The 14,312-nt window shown below is 71.0% G+C and carries 16 protein-coding genes and 1 pseudogene; 7 read left to right on the top strand and 10 right to left on the bottom strand.

The window, feature by feature from the left end:
• Positions 1–36 precede the first annotated feature (36 nt).
• Complete coding sequence (locus Scani_RS35240; RefSeq protein ID WP_159481732.1) at positions 37–723, bottom strand: DUF4097 family beta strand repeat-containing protein; 687 nt, start codon at positions 721–723, stop codon at positions 37–39.
• 408 nt (positions 724–1,131) lie between these two features.
• Entirely contained in the window at positions 1,132–1,752 is a 621-nt protein-coding gene (locus Scani_RS35235; protein ID WP_159481731.1) for a PadR family transcriptional regulator, read from the bottom strand.
• 108 nt (positions 1,753–1,860) lie between these two features.
• Here Scani_RS35235 and Scani_RS35230 point away from each other — a divergent pair, with 108 nt between their 5' ends.
• Positions 1,861–3,075, top strand: coding sequence for an FAD-dependent monooxygenase (locus tag Scani_RS35230; RefSeq protein WP_159481730.1), 1,215 nt, complete (start codon positions 1,861–1,863; stop codon positions 3,073–3,075).
• 107 nt (positions 3,076–3,182) lie between these two features.
• On the opposite strand, the gene Scani_RS35225 is transcribed toward Scani_RS35230, so the two are convergent.
• On the bottom strand, positions 3,183–4,382 hold the full coding sequence (locus tag Scani_RS35225) for a polysaccharide deacetylase family protein (RefSeq protein ID WP_174872793.1): 1,200 nt from the start codon (positions 4,380–4,382) through the stop codon (positions 3,183–3,185).
• A 155-nt stretch (positions 4,383–4,537) separates the two neighbouring features.
• On the opposite strand from Scani_RS35225, the gene Scani_RS35220 reads away from it, so the two are divergent.
• Positions 4,538–4,747: a hypothetical protein gene (locus Scani_RS35220; protein ID WP_159481728.1), complete on the top strand. Its 210-nt coding sequence runs from the start codon at positions 4,538–4,540 to the stop codon at positions 4,745–4,747.
• Positions 4,748–5,120: 373 nt separating this feature from the next.
• Here Scani_RS35220 and Scani_RS35215 read toward each other — a convergent pair whose 3' ends face one another.
• Positions 5,121–5,876 (bottom strand): nucleoside/nucleotide kinase family protein, encoded by a 756-nt coding sequence (locus tag Scani_RS35215; RefSeq protein WP_218039214.1) that lies wholly within the window; start codon positions 5,874–5,876, stop codon positions 5,121–5,123.
• Positions 5,877–6,548: 672 nt separating this feature from the next.
• Between Scani_RS35215 and Scani_RS41405 the strand changes: the two genes are divergently transcribed.
• From Scani_RS41405 to Scani_RS35195, 3 genes and pseudogenes are all read left to right on the top strand, one after another.
• Positions 6,549–6,830 carry a hypothetical protein gene (locus Scani_RS41405; RefSeq protein ID WP_246296325.1) on the top strand — a complete coding sequence of 94 codons (282 nt, stop codon included), beginning with the start codon at positions 6,549–6,551 and terminating at the stop codon, positions 6,828–6,830.
• Positions 6,817–7,521, top strand: a complete 705-nt coding sequence (locus Scani_RS35205) for a M24 family metallopeptidase (RefSeq protein WP_246296324.1) — start codon at positions 6,817–6,819, stop codon at positions 7,519–7,521. Before Scani_RS41405 ends, Scani_RS35205 begins: the two co-directional genes overlap by 14 nt.
• Before the next feature lie 251 nt (positions 7,522–7,772).
• Positions 7,773–8,045, top strand: a pseudogene (locus Scani_RS35195) (DUF6445 family protein); the annotation flags it as partial.
• Between the two features lie 58 nt (positions 8,046–8,103).
• Here Scani_RS35195 and Scani_RS35190 read toward each other — a convergent pair.
• From Scani_RS35190 to Scani_RS35170, 5 genes are all read right to left on the bottom strand, one after another.
• On the bottom strand, positions 8,104–8,532 hold the full coding sequence (locus Scani_RS35190; protein ID WP_159481727.1) for a hypothetical protein: 429 nt from the start codon (positions 8,530–8,532) through the stop codon (positions 8,104–8,106).
• Positions 8,533–8,740: 208 nt separating this feature from the next.
• Positions 8,741–9,190 (bottom strand): SRPBCC family protein, encoded by a 450-nt coding sequence (locus Scani_RS35185; RefSeq protein ID WP_159481726.1) that lies wholly within the window; start codon positions 9,188–9,190, stop codon positions 8,741–8,743.
• Between the two features lie 198 nt (positions 9,191–9,388).
• Positions 9,389–10,003 (bottom strand): hypothetical protein, encoded by a 615-nt coding sequence (locus tag Scani_RS35180; protein WP_159481725.1) that lies wholly within the window; start codon positions 10,001–10,003, stop codon positions 9,389–9,391.
• A 172-nt stretch (positions 10,004–10,175) separates the two neighbouring features.
• Complete coding sequence (locus tag Scani_RS35175; RefSeq protein WP_159481724.1) at positions 10,176–10,892, bottom strand: hypothetical protein; 717 nt, start codon at positions 10,890–10,892, stop codon at positions 10,176–10,178.
• Positions 10,889–11,236 (bottom strand): PadR family transcriptional regulator, encoded by a 348-nt coding sequence (locus Scani_RS35170; RefSeq protein ID WP_159481723.1) that lies wholly within the window; start codon positions 11,234–11,236, stop codon positions 10,889–10,891. Before Scani_RS35170 ends, Scani_RS35175 begins: the two co-directional genes overlap by 4 nt.
• Before the next feature lie 366 nt (positions 11,237–11,602).
• Here Scani_RS35170 and Scani_RS35165 point away from each other — a divergent pair, with 366 nt between their 5' ends.
• Together Scani_RS35165 and Scani_RS35160 are read left to right on the top strand one after the other, a co-directional pair.
• Entirely contained in the window at positions 11,603–12,379 is a 777-nt protein-coding gene (locus tag Scani_RS35165) for a LamG domain-containing protein (protein ID WP_159481722.1), read from the top strand.
• A 147-nt stretch (positions 12,380–12,526) separates the two neighbouring features.
• Positions 12,527–13,111, top strand: coding sequence for a sigma-70 family RNA polymerase sigma factor (locus Scani_RS35160; protein WP_159481721.1), 585 nt, complete (start codon positions 12,527–12,529; stop codon positions 13,109–13,111).
• Between the two features lie 3 nt (positions 13,112–13,114).
• Here the strand turns inward: Scani_RS35160 and Scani_RS35155 are convergent, their stop codons facing one another.
• Positions 13,115–14,056, bottom strand: a complete 942-nt coding sequence (locus Scani_RS35155; protein ID WP_159481720.1) for a hypothetical protein — start codon at positions 14,054–14,056, stop codon at positions 13,115–13,117.
• Positions 14,057–14,312: the final 256 nt, after the last annotated feature.

Genomic DNA, 14,312 nt, shown 5'->3' with positions numbered 1-14,312 from the left:
CCTTCGTCCGCTCCGTGCCGGGAATGCCCCGCGGCGCTACTCCGCCCGGTCCACCCGGACACTGCCGTTCTGGCTTTTCAGCTCGATCTTCCGGTCACTGTCCTTGGTGTTCGGCACCGACGAATGGGCCTGCCCATTGGTCGCCTTCGTCGTCACCCGGTATTTCTCGCCGCCCTTCGGCAGCGTGACATTCACGTTCCCGTTCCCGGCCGATGCGGTAACCGTACGCGGGGCCGCCCCGAACGTGGCTTTCACCCGCCCGTTGGACGTCGTCGCGGAGAATTCCTGCGAGGTGATGCCGGTCGCCGACGCATTGCCGCCGGACACGGTCATCCCCAGTTTCCCGGAAACGTTCTCCACGTCCGCCGAGGCGTCCTTGACGTGGATGTCCAGCGGTTGTGCGAGATCCTTCGCGCTGACCGGTCCCGCAGTGCTCTCCAGTGCCACGGTCGCGCCCTTCGGCACGGACACCGTGTAACTGCCCTCGCAGGACAGGGAGATGCCGTTGCAGTCGGTCCTCAGGGTCAGCGTGGAACCGTCCAGGGACCACTCGGAATTGCCCGAATCCCCGGCCTTCCCCTTCAGCGTCCGCTCCACGTGGACCTTCCCGTCACCGCTTCCGGGCTTCAGCCGCACCGATGAGTTGGTCGCGCGGATGGAGAGTTTCTTGCCCGAATAGGAGAAGTCCCGCTTTTCGCTCTTGCTTTCTTCGTCCGTCGTCATGCCGCACGAACTCACCACAAGAGCCACCGCCACCGTTCCCAGCACAGCGGGAATCAGGCGTGCACGATGTAACATTGTTCCCCCTTCGGCAGACGGCGAATCTCCCCGCCCCTGCGACATGGCATCCCGTCAATTCACGTCAACGGTCCGGATCTCCGGACCGCACTCCGGTCAATTCACTCTACGCGCACCGGTACCCGAGTTCCCCGACATGACCGAAAAGCAGCGCGCCAGCACGGAGTTCGGGACCTTTTACCACTCTCCGGGGGTCGATTACGTCCCCGAGGCAACCCTCGTGACACCCCCTGCGTCCCGACGAAATCGGCCCGTGAATCCGCACAGATGGGGACGATCGCAGGCCCGGGCCCCTTCTCCTCGGGGCCGCACTGCCCGCCCGCGGCGCGTCGGTCAGGCCCCGGCCGCACCCGGCTCGGACGCCTCCTGGAACGCCGTGAGCATCTCCGGCGACCAGGTCAGACTGCCGTCCCGCAGTTCGCCGATCACCCCTCGCAGCCAGCGCTCCTCGGCGCCGAGGACGGCGAGCAGGTATTCGTTCTCGATCAGTGTGATGCGCGGCAGTCCGGTCGGCGCCTCGGCCAACTGGGCCTCCATGTCCGCGCGTTGGGCGGCGAGCCGTCCCGCCCGCCGTTCCAGGATCGGCGCCACCTCGTCCGGGCTGAGCATCAGCATGTTCGACAGCGCCGCCGGGAACAACGGGAACTCCGCCTTGGGCACCGCCAGCATCTGCTCCAGCCACTCGCGGGTGGCCGTCCGGCCCTCGTCGGTGACCTCGTAGACCGTCCGCTCGGGGTACTGCTGGTCGCGCTCGGTCTGCCGGACGGCGATCAGCCCGCCCGCCTGCAGCCGCTCGATGGTGCGGTACAGCCCGGTCCGCTGGCCGACGTTGACGACCTGCTCCTTGCCCCACTGCTTGAGCAGCCGCTGGATGCCGTACGGGTGCAGCGGCCGGTAGTGCAGCAGCGTCAGCACGGTCAGGCCCAGCGGCGAGCTTTTCACGGAGGCGGACATGCGGTCATCGTAGCCAGCCCCCGCAAAGTAGTTGCACTGAGACTAGTGGTGTTGCCACTATGGGTTCCGCGCTCGAACGGCGCATCCGCATGACCCATGGGAGGGGTTATGAGCGACGACGACGGCCGCGGCGACGACGGCCGCGGCTCCGGAGTACGGACGGCACTGGTCATCGGGGGCGGGGTGGCGGGCCCGGTCACGGCCCTCGCACTGCGCAGGGCGGGCATCACCGCGACGGTCCACGAGGCGTACCCGACCGCGGCCGACGGTGTGGGGGCGTGGCTCGGTCTGGCGCCCAACGGCCAGGCCGCGCTGGCGACGGTCGGTGCCGACGCGGCGGTGCGGGCCATCGGCGAGCCGGTGCCCGGCATGGTGATGGCGGACGGCGCCGGCCATCACCACGCCCGCTTCGGCGGATTCCCCGAACTGCCCGCAACGCTGACACTGCCGCGCGACCGGCTGTACCGGGCGCTGACCGACCGTGCGGGCGCCGAGGGCATCCGGTTCGCGTACGGCAAGCGGCTGGTGGCCGCCGAGGAGACGCGCGACGGCGTCACCGCCCACTTCGCCGACCACACCTCGGCGACCGCCGACATCCTGATCGGCGCCGACGGCATCCGCTCCACCGTCCGCACCGTGATCGACCCGCAGGCTCCCGCCCCCGAGTACGGCGGCGTCCTGAGCTTCGGCGGCTACGCGGACGTGGGCAGCGACGCCGGGGTCGAACCGGGCACCATGTACTTCGCGTTCGGCCGCGCCTTCATGGGCTACTGGCAGGGCGCGGACGGGCGGCTGATCTGGTTCGCCGGACTGCCCACGGACACCCCGCCGAGCCCGTCCGACCTGGCGCGGGTGCCCGCCGCCGAGTGGCTGAGCCGGCTGCGCGACCTGTACGCCGGTCATGTCCCGGGCGAACGGCTGCTGCGGCACACCGGCCCCGACGACCTGATGGTGGTCGGCCGGATGGAGCGCATGCCGTCCGTACCGCGCTGGTACCGCGGCCGGATGGTGCTGGTCGGGGACTCGGTGCACGCCCCGTCCTCCAGCTCCGGCCAGGGCGCCTCGCTCGCCGTCGAGAGCGCGGTCGAACTGGCCCGCTGCCTGCGCGATCTGCCCACGCACGGCGCGGCGTTCGCCGCCTACGAGGCGCTGCGCCGCCCGCGCGTGGAGGCGATCGGCCACACCGCCGCAGCCGTCAACGAGGTCAAGGCCGGCAAGCGCGATGCCGCCGCGCCGTCCTTCGCCGGCCCTGAGGACATGCTCCGCCCGCTGCACTTCCATCGCATCGACTGGGAGGAGAAGGTACGCGCGGGGCGGGGGTGACGGTGAGCGTCACGGCCTGACGGGGGCCAGGGCCGGGCGGCGGCCGGGCCGGCCCGGCCAGGAGGGGGTGAGGGAGAGGCGGGCGGATCGTTGCCCCCGCCGCGCGGTCAGCCGCGGCCGGTGAACTGCTGCCCCACCCCGAGCTTGCGCAGGTCGGCGAGGACCTTCGGGTCCTGGGCGTCCAGCCAGTCGCAGAGCTGGCGGAAGGAGACCATCCGGACGTCCTTGCGCTTGTCGTCGGCGATGTGCTTGATCGCCTCCTCGACGGCGTCCATGTAGATGCCGCCGTTCCACTGCTCGAAGTGGTTGCCGACGAAGAACGGCGCCCGGTTGGTCTCGTAGGCCCGCTTGAAGCCCGCGATATAGGCGTCGGTGGCCTGCTTGCGCCAGCCGGGGTAGTTGGCCGGCGGGGCCTTGGTGGAGGCCTTCGACTGGTTGGCCAGGATGTTGTAGTCCATCGAGAGGACGTCGAAGGAGTGGCCGGGGAACGGCATGCCCTGAAGCGGGAAGTTCCACACGCCCTGCTTCTTGTCGGGCCAGACCTGCAGGCCGCCGGGGGAGCTGGCGTCGTAGCGCCAGCCGCGCTTCCTCGCCGTCGGCAGCAGGTTCTCCTGGCCGAGCAGGCACGGCGTACGGCCGCCGACCAGCTCCTTGCTGTAGTCGAAGGGCAGCGGTTCCAGGTCGGTGAAGCCGGTGTTGGTCCGCCACTTGGTGACGAAGGACATGGCCTGCTCGATCTCGTCGTCCCACTGGGCGGGCGTCCAGTGCGCCACCGAGCCCGAGGTGGTGCCGCAGAAGTGGCCGTTGAAGTGGGTGCCTATCTCGTGGCCCTCCAGCCACGCGGCGCGCACGTTCTTCAGCGTCGCCTTGATGTGGTCATCGGTGAGGTAACCGATGTCGGAGGCGCCGACGGGGTTGTTCGGCGGGCGGTACAGGCGCTTCTTCGACTCGGGCAGCACATACAGCCCGGAAAGGAAGAAGGTCATCGAGGCGTTGTGGTCCCTGGCGAGCTTGCGGAACCGCGGGAAGAGGCCGTTGCCCACCTCGCCGGCCCCGTCCCAGGAGAAGACGACGAACTGCGGTGGCTTCTGGCCCGGCGCCAGCTTCTCCGGCGCCGGCGGCTGGTGGGGCTGCTTTCCGGTGTACGCGGTGGAGCCGTCGCCTATCGGCTTGCCCTGGTTCCGGCCGGGCTTGGTGCCGACCTTTCCGGAAGCCGACGACCCGGAAGAGGTGCAGCCGGCGACGGAGAGCGCGGCCGCCGTTCCTATCCCGAGCCCGAATATCCCTCGGCGGCTGAATTCGCGCATCACGGTCCCCATCGCATTCGTTCGAAGTTCTGGTAAGTGGGACGCCCAGAGAAGTGGGACGCCCAAAGAGATGAGGAGACGGGCTCCGAGGTTCCCTTTCGTCCTCGAAAAACAGAATCCTCGACGGAGCGTCGCAAATTGCTTACGCTCCGAAGGTGGGGGAGTTGCCCTCGGAGGCATTCGGGGCGGCGGCTCCCCGCGCCGCCCCGGCCGGCAACGTCGAGGCTGCCTACGCGGCGTTGCCGGCGCGAGGGCCCGTATCCGGCGTCGTCTTCGGCTGCATCGTGCACTCCCCTGTGAGTGTGGCGGGACAGGAAGCCGAAGGCCGCCCCGGCCTTCCCGACAACTCCCCTGGACGCACCTGACTCTGACGGAGTTCACTAGCGCCCCGGTAACGCCTCACTAACAAGCGTTGCCGACGCCGTACCGGGGAGCGGCAGAACTCACCTGTTTTTCCAGTGGCCTTGTCGATGTCACGGTCTTGTCGATGTCATGGCTGTGCCGACGGTCGACGCCGGAATTGCGCGAGGGTGTTCGTGCGGCCGGGGTTCGCGGTTTTCGTCCCCGCGCCGCCACCTCCTGCTTCCGAACTCCGCAGCGCTTCCTCGGAACAGCGATCCGGGCCTTGGCACGGGCCCGGCGGCGTGAGCGCTTGGCTCATCGGCCCCCGCCTCCCTCGCCCGCTTCCCGACCGCGGTCCGAGGGAGCCGCGCGCCCGGCCGGTGACCCTCGCCGGCGTCAGGATGCGGGGGTGTGGCCCGTGCCGGTGTGCTCGTCGCCGATCCGCCGCAGCACGGGGTGATCGAGGTCGTCGTTGCCGACCACGATCGTCGCGTGCGCGGCCGGGTCGACCTCGGCCAGGTAGTGCCGGCAAGCGGCGTGGTAGCGATGGTCGAAGGCGTGCTCGGCCTCCGCGGTGCTGCCGAACAACTCGGTGTCGCGGCGGGTGCCGCGCCGCCGGGCGACGGGGAAGCTGGTGTCGGCGAACACGACCTCGTCCCACAGTCCGGCCAGTTCGTGCCGCTGCAGGAAGCTGCCGTCCACCACCAGGACCGCGTCGGCAGCGGCGGCGACCGGCGGTTCGTCGATCGCCCGGTCGTCGGCCAGATCGATGATGCGGCGGCGATAGCGGTGATCGCCCCCGGGCCCGAGGGGGACGAGGACGGACCGTGCGAACGCGGGGAAGTCGTAGGCGTCCTGGTAGTAGCCGATCGCGGAGTCGCGGCCCTGCCGGTGGCGGTGGGCGCGCGGGTGATGGAAGCCGTCCATGGACAGGTGGACCGCCGGTCGGCCCCGCTCGCCCACCGCGGCGGCGAGGGCGCGGGCGAGGGTGGTCTTTCCGGCGGCGGTGATGCCGTCCACCGCGACCCGCAGCGGGTGTCCTGGTTGCCGGCCGGCAAGGTGGTCGGCGATGCGACCGATGACCTGGTCCCGGGGGGGCCGGCCACGGCGACTGCCGTACCGGCTCGGCTCGTTGTCGATCATTTCTGCCATCTGCCGGATCCTAGTGATGCCGCTGCCGCACGAATCGCTGTCGGCGCAAAGGCAGCGATCGTCACTCTGTCCCGGCGCACGAGGGGCCGAAGCGATGGCCTCCCCGGCCGCTGCGCCTCGGAGCGCCCTCCAGATCCACAGGTGCGAGCCATTTGGGCAATGCCCCAAGCATGTGCCATCCGATGTACGGATCGACTTTGCAGTTGCAGTATGAGGAGGGCGGGTCCGGCGGCAGGTGAGGAGGCGGAGACGGCAGGTGGTGTCGCGGAAGGGGAGGGGCCGCTCCGGGCTGTGTCCGGGGCGCACATTGCAGCACCGTCCACTCCGGCCGACCGGCGGCCGGCCGGCCGCGGCCGCCCCTCGCCGTGGAGCGCCGGCACACCGGCACCGCCGGGCGGCCTGTCCGATTCCTGCTCACGAGGCGAGGTATGGATCCCATGGATGTACGCGGCCCGGACGGCAGTGCCGGCGATGTCGACTACGGCAGCATCGGCTCCGGCTATGCGCACTACCGACGTCCTGACCCCCGCATCGCCCAGTTCGTCGCGGACGCGCTGGGCGGTGCCCGTACGGTGGTCAACGTCGGTGCCGGCGCCGGATCGTACGAATCGGCGGCGCCGGCCGTGACGGCGGTGGAGCCGTCCGCGTCGATGCGTGCGCAGCGTGCGGGCCGTGCCGATCCCGTTGGACTGTACGGACGGCTTCAACGAGGCGTACTACGGACGCCCCGAGATGCTGTTGGACCCCGCGGCCCGGCAGGCGTGCTCGGCCTGGAGCTTCGTCGACGACGGGGCGCGCGAGCGGTTCACCACGCGCCTGCGTGACGACCTGGATTCCGGCGTGTGGGATGAACGCTTCGGCCACCTGCGCGGCCAGGCGCGCTACGAGGGCTCGCTCGTCATCGTGCGCGCGACACCGCAAGGACAAGAGGAGCACCACCATGGGCGTACCTGATCGCATGGACGAGGAACTGCGCGCCCTGGGGCTGGTGGAGGCGCAGCGCAAGGCGACGGCCCTGTTCGCCGAGGTCGGGGCGCGGCGGCTGGTGGTGCCCGGGGCCGGTGAGCGGGAGGTCAGCGACCGGATCCGGGACCTGGCGAACGAGATGTTCGGGACGACGAAGCACTGGCACAAGCGGATCGTCCGCTCGGGCCCGCACACCCTGTTCCCCTACCAGGAGAACCCGCCGGACCGGGTCATCGGGGAGGACGACATCGCCTTCGCCGACTTCGGCCCGATCTTCGAGGAGTACGAAGCGGACTTCGGCCGCACCTTCGTCTTCGGCGACGACCCGGTCAAGCACCGGCTCCGGGAGGACCTGGCGACCGTCTTCGCGGCCGGCCGAAGCGCGTTCCAGGCCGATCCCGACATCACGGGTGAGCGGCTGTACGCCGAGGTGGAGCGGCTGGCGGCCGAGGCGGGCTGGACCCTGGGCGGCTGGCACGCCGGGCACCTGGTCGGCGAGTTCCCGCACGAGACGATCGACGGCGCCAAGACGGAGTCGTACATCGTGCCGCACAACGACCACCCGCTCCGTCGCACCGACAGAGCGGGATGGCGCTGCCACTGGATCCTGGAGATCCACCTGGTGGACAAGCGGAACGGATTCGGCGGCTTCTACGAACAGTTGCTGGACCTGGCCTGAGGGCGCCCGCCCGGCGCCTGCCGGCCTGGGCCCGGGCCGGCGGGTTCACCGACATCACCCCGAGCGCCGGCACCTGGTGCCACGCCGACGACGCGGACCGCGCCCACTGGGGCGGCATGTGGGCCGACCGCATCCTGGACTCGGCCATCGCCGACCAGGCCCGCCGCGGACGGCCTCGCCACCGAGGACGACCTGCACCGCATCTCGGATGCCTGGCGCACCTGGGCCGCCGACCCGGACGGCTGGGCGTGGTCCCCAAGGGCTTCGGTACCAGCTTCTACCGGCAGAGGCTGCCGGGCGGTTCACTCGGCGGCAACCAGGTCGCCGCTCCGCACAACCACCTGGTCGGCGCACTCGGCACCCGCTTCGTCGCGCCGGACTCCTTCGTCGAGGACGTCCGCGTTCCGCACCGCGCCAACCGGCTGCTGCTCTACTCCGCGAATCTGACCCACACGGCCACCGGTTACTGGGGCACCACCATGGAGGAGAAGCGCATGACGGCGGTCTTCTTCTGGATGGCCTGACCCGCCCGACACCGCGCAGACCGGCGTCCGGCCGGCGAAGAACCTCCGGCTCGGCCCCCTAGGTGTTCTTGCACTTCTTGGTGTCCTTGCTGACGTCCATGATCTCGTTGATGTGCGCGAACTTGTACGTGCCCTGGGCGTCGCCCTGGAAGGTGACGCACTTGTAGAACGGCGTCGACCCGTTGTTGTAGAACTTGAAGGCGGCGGTGGTACGCGTGCCCCCCAGGCAGTGGTCGTTGTAGTAGACCGTGGTGCTCGACCAGCCGGTCTTCCACGAGAAGTTGACCCGCCCGCTCGACCCGCTGCACGTGACGCTGTCCTTCCCCGACTTCGGCGGGGCCTTCGCCGCAGGCGTGGCCGAGACGGCCGCCTGCGAAGCGCCGGACACGGCAGGACCGGCGGACGCCGCGGACGCCGGCGCGGAACTCAGACCGAGGCTCAGTCCGACGACGGCGAGAGCCGCTCCTGCCGAGGTGAGAGCACGCATCGATTCCCCCAAGAGATCACGGATCACTGAACAGTGATCGTTAAGACGGTCGCGATCACTAAAGCTTCCGGCCCGGTGGGCGGTCAACCCCCTTATGAACAAAGGGTGTTACGTGCTGAATGCGGCGGCTCACCCGGGCCGCCGGGGCAAGCGCCGCCGCAGACGGAACGAGCACACGCGTCCTGCGGGGGCGTGTCCGGCCCGGCATTCAGTCGAAGGTGCCGGCCAGGTAGGCGTTGCGGACTGTGATGAGGTGGGGCATGTACCGGCTCAGGAGGATTCTGTCGACGAGGTAGCCGAGGGGCCCCCAGGGTGAGGCGAAGTCGATGACGTCTCTCATCACGGTGCCACCGGCGCCGTCCGGTGCGAAGTGGTGGGCGTGGCGCCATCGCTTGAAGGGGCCGGACTCCTGCTCGTCCACGAAGCCCCGGGGCCGGTCGTATGCGGTGATGCGGGCCTTGAGCCGCCAGGTCAGGCCGAAGTGGCGGGCCTGGAAGGTCACCGTGTCGCCGAGCGCCAGTTCGCCCATGCGCCTGCCGTCGACCGCTCGCTCCGACGAAGCGGCCATCGACCGGGTATGCGCCTGCACGTCCAGGCATACCGCGAACACCTGGTCCGGGGGTGCGGCGACGGCTGTCACGACCTCGAATCTCGGCACCGGCCCACCCTAGGCGAACGACACCTGGCCGGTGCGGCTGGCCCCTTGCTGATCTGGAACAGCGCCAGTGACACACCCCGGCACTCGAGCGATGCCGGGCAGGGACGTGGGCGTGGACCTGGACGCGAGGTCCTCCCCGTACGCATGGCCGCCCCCGGGCCGAGGCCCAGGGGTGCGCGTGGCGTGAGGTGCAAAGGCTTACGGGTGGTACTTCTCCTCGACCGTCTCGGCGGCGCCGGACTTGGTGTCCATCGTGACGCGGACGGTCACGCTGCCGGACTTCGCGGCCTTCTCCAACTGGTCCACGGTGCACTTCGAGGTGCCGTAGCCGTCCTCGCCGATGGTCACGCTGCCGTCGGTGTTGTCGGCGCAGATCGCGGCCGCGCCGAGGATCTTGGTGGCGTTGGCGACGAAGAATGCCTGGTCGGTGCCGCCGCCCTCGGGCTTGACGATCAGCTTGCCGGGCGCGAGGTACTCCAGCTTGCCGACCAGCGTGCGGTGGTTGCCCGCGTGGGCGACACCGCCGCCCCCGGTGGAGGCGGACCCGCTGCCGGTCTTGGCGGCGGACGACGCCTTGGCGGACGTGTCGCCGTTCTGGCCCTGCGAGCCGGAGTGGTCCGCGGAGGAACCGCTCGTGGGCCGGGTCGAGGCCGACGCCGCCGCGGAGCCCGAGGAGCCGGCGGCGCCCGCCGCCCCGGAGCCCTCCCCGCAGGCCGTGGCTCCCAGGCCCAGCGCCGCCGCGACGACGAGGGCAGTGGCGATACGGCGGCCCGCACGGCCACGGAAGCGGTTGGTGGCGGTGGCGCTGTTCATCGGATCTCCTGTTGCTGTGGTTCTCGTCCTGTTCCCGGACGACCATCAGCTTCCAAGATCGAGTTGGTGTTTGGCTAATGGACGGCTAATGCGGTGCAGCGGCGTACCGCGGTGCACGAGCCGCCGACGACAGCACCGTCCTGAGCAGGCCGGTCCCGCAGCTGACGGTGGTTCACCTGGTGTCGGTCGCGGGCGGGCAGGTGCGGTTGCGGACCCAGGCGGCGCCGGCTGCGACGGCGCCGATCATTCCGGCCAGCGCGACGGGGACGGTGAACAGGAGCTGGAAGTACCCCACCACCGAGGCCCCGAAGAAGCCGATGGCGACGCCCAGCCCGGCCGCTGCCAGGAGGATGGCGGGAAGCGCCTTGGTCAGGGCCTGTGCGGTCGCTTCGGGGGCGGCGGCGCCACGGTGCTGGAGCGTTCCGCGCACGGCGCGCCGGACCAGGAGGAAGGCGGCGATCATGCACACGGGCAGGCCCACCCACATCAACGGGACGCCGGGATTGGCGAACTCGCGCACCTCCCACACCGCCCCTCCGTCGAGGGTGGTGGTCATGGATTCGCTGCTGGGGTCCAGGAGGTGGGACCAGGACACCCACCAGAAGGCGAGGGCGGCAAGGGCGGGCAGTGCGGCGCCCTGGGCGGCCGCGACGGCGGTCTCCTTCAGGTGCCGGTGCACCGGCAGCAGACCGCGTTCGTCCGCCCAGGAGGTGGCCAGCGCCTCGACGTCCCCGCCGATGTAGTCCGTGACCGACCGGCCGTCCGAGGAGGCGGCAGTCAGGTCCGCGGCCAGCTCCTCCGTCATCTCGTCGGCCGTGTCCTGTGCGACGCCGAGGCGGCGCCACGTCTTCGTGGCCTGGTGTATCGCGTCGTCGACCGTCAGTGTCATGATTCCTCCCGCGCAGGTGGGCCGATGAGAGAGCCGATGCTCGTGGCGAATTCGCCCCAGTCGCGGCTCCACGCCCCGAGCATCCGCATGCCGGCTTCGCTGGGGCTGTAGTAGGTACGGGCGGGGCCCCCGCCCCCGCTGCGGCGTTCGATCTCGACCAGTTCGCGTTTGCGCAGGCGCGCCAGCGCGGGGTAGATCGAGCCGTCCGCGACGTCGAGCCCGGCCGCGGCGAGCCGGACGGTCATCTCGTAGCCGTAGACCGGGGCCTCCGCCATCAGGGCCAGCAGGCACATATCCAGCACCCCTCGCAGCCACTGGGCGCGGGGGGTGGGCGTCTCTTCCATGATCAGTACCTTACACAGCAAGAGTCATGCACTGCAAGCTAGTGCGGTGCGCGGTGGTGCGGGGGGCGGTGGTCCGCGCCGGCCCGTCGTGGGAGAAGGCGCCCCGGTCGCCTTCAGGGGCCCCGCTCCGCACGCCCCCGCAGCGGTCGCAGGGCGGCGGAACCGCGTCGTCGGAACATCCCAACGAAACGCGCTGAACTGCGTAAACGTGGTGTCGCCGGATGTTCCGTGCAGGGCCGCACATTCAGGGGCGCCCCCGCCTGCCGACCCGACGGCCTGTCAGACTTTGGGCGCACGTTGAACCACTTCCGGAACGGACACGTGGTCTCCAGTGACACCTGTATGCCGTACGTCCCGGGGAGATTCATGACGCGCAGATGGTCGCTCATCACCACGATCGCTGTACTGACCGTCGCGCTGGCCTTCGTCGTCGCCCAACTGGTGCGCGGCCAGGGGGCCGGGGAGTCCGGGAAGGAGCAGGCCGGGGGGAGCTCGCCCTCGACGGGCCCGGGCGAGGCCGAGTCGCTGCGCGGTATCGGGTGGTGGCCCCTGCACCGGTCCGGCACCGCGAAGGCGGGTGAGCACGACGCGGTCGTCAGCGACGGCGGGCAGTGGACCGACGGCCCCGAGGGCGGCGCCCTGCGGCTGGACGGCACCAGCGGATACGCGGACACCGGTTCCCGGATCGACACCGCCGGCAAGGACTACTCGGTCGCCGCGCGGGTGCGGCTCACCCCCGAGGACATGAACGGCTTCCACACCGTGCTGTCCCAGGACGGCGACCAGGCCAGCACGTTCTTCCTCCAGTACTCCGGGCAGGACCAGAATTTCGCTTTCAGTTTCACCGGTGCCCGTACCGTCGCGGAGAAGGCCGAGCAGCCGAAGGCCGGCCGCTGGTACCACCTCACCGGCACGTACCGCCAGAAGGACCATCGGATGCGGATCTACGTGGACGGGCGGCTCGCGGGAAGCAGGCAGGCCGTCGGCACGGTGAAGCCCACCGGTTCCGTGGTGATCGGACGCGCCAAGTTCAACGGGAAGGCGGCCGACCACTGGAAGGGCGAGGTCGCCGATGTGCACCTCTACGACCGGGAACTGACCCCCGATGAGGTGCGCTCGCTTTCCTCCCACGAACCGGACTGACGGCGGTACCGGGGCGGGTTCACCGCCGCTGCAGGCCGGCGGACACGTCGCACGGAGCGAACGACCGTTCGCGACGGCGTCCGCCGGCTTCCCCACGGCCGGCGGCGTCCGTCTTCACCACAGACGAACCGGAGAGGAAAAAGGCCCTTGTCGGCCAGCACTTCCACCGAAGACTGCACATCCCGGCCCCCCACCGCGGAACTCCGCCCCGACGAGTTCCTCAGAGCCCTCTACCAGAGTCACGGCAGTGCGTTGCTGCAGTTCGCCGCGCGGCGACTGGGGGGCGACTGGCACCGCGCCGAGGACGTCCTGCAGGAAGTCGCGATACGCGCCTGGCGCCACGCCGGGGAGCTCGACCCGACCGCGGATTCGGTGCGGCCATGGCTGTTCACCGTGCTGCGCAACCTCGTCATCGACGGTCACCGGGCCCGCCAGGCCAGACCGCCGGAGGCCGGGGACCCGGAACTCGCCCACCTTCCGGTGTCCGACGACGTGGACCACATCCTCACCTCCCAGGTGCTCATCGAGGCGTTGGGGGACCTGCGGCCGCCGCAGCGCGAGGTCCTGCTGCACGTGCACTACCTGGGGCGCAGCGTCAACCAGACGGCCAGGGTCCTCGGCGTGCCGCCGGGCACGGTCAAGTCGCGGACGTACTACGCCGCCCGCGCCCTGCGGGAGGCGCTGCACAGCCGCGGGCTGCACGCGGGCGGCCAGGACCGGGCCGCCGGATGAGACTCATGCGAAACGCCCCGCGTGCCGGGTGATCTCCAGGCCGAGCGGCCCGGTGTCGAGCGAGCCGTCCGCACCGGCCCGCCAGGGCCATCCCGCGGGGGCCTCGCCGAGCACCAGCAGCGCGTCCCCGCGCCGCAGGCCGTCCAGTGCCCCCGCCCGGCGCGGGAGCTGTGAGGCGTCCACGACGAACAGGTGGGGCGCCTCGCCCTGGACGGCGATCCGGCTGCCGCCCTCGATCAGCCGGAAGATCTGGGTGACGTCGGACCCTCCGGGCTCCGGCTCTCCCGTGCCTGCCGAAGCCGCCCTGGCGAACGCCTCCTCCAGGCTGGCCGCGGTGTGCAGACGCGAGGTCCGCGGTGCGTCGTCGGCGAAGAACCCGTCGCCGGCCAGGGATCCCACCAGGGTGACCTCGGCGAGCGCGCCCACCGGGCCGGCCAGCGCCTCGGCGACCACGGCCCGTGCCAGGCTGCGCACCTCCTGGTCCGGGCCGGTCACGGAGACGGGTCCCGCCGCCCGGGAGAGGTCGACCAGCACCCGGTCGGCGCCGTCCAGTCCCACCGTCACGGTCAGCGCGTACGGCAGGGCCGGTTCGCCCTCCGGGCCGGGGCGGTGCAGGTTGTCGGGCGAGATCGTCCAGCGCTCGCCGTCCGCCTCGGCGGTCCAGGGCGCGGGGGCGGACTCCTCGCGGCCGGCCAGCAGCAGTCCGAGGCGCTCCTCGGAGTAGACGACGGCGTACAGGTCGGGCAGCGACCGGCCGGAGCGCAGGCACTCGCCCGTCAGCCGGCGCAGGCCCGCGTTGACCACGTCCAGCGCCTCCCGCCCCACGACGGCGGCCGAGGCGGCGGCGGGCTTCGGCGGGCGGGGCCGCCGCTCGGTGACGATCAGCGCGGCCACCGCCCCGATCAGCGCCAGCCCCAGCACCACGGCCAGGACGTACCAGATCATCTTCGGACTCCTTGTCGGGACGCCCCGGCGGCGGAGCCGGGACGGTCGGAAGCGGGGGCGGCACCGCGGCAACGTCGCGGTGCCAGGTACCCGAAGGCCACTACGGCGCCCGCCCGCGGATGGTTCACGGGCACCTCCGCCGGGCGTCCGTGAACCATCCGCGGACCGGCGCCGTAGGTCCCGTCAGTGGCACGGGAGCCGACGATCAGGGCTCCCGCGGCCCCCATTCACGCCGGCTGGAGGACGTTTTCGTGTC

This window comes from Streptomyces caniferus (assembly GCF_009811555.1).
Classification (GTDB): Bacteria; Actinomycetota; Actinomycetes; order Streptomycetales; family Streptomycetaceae; genus Streptomyces; species Streptomyces caniferus.
The sequence above is the reverse complement of the archived record's forward strand: the minus strand, read 5'-3'. Positions and strand labels throughout refer to the sequence as shown.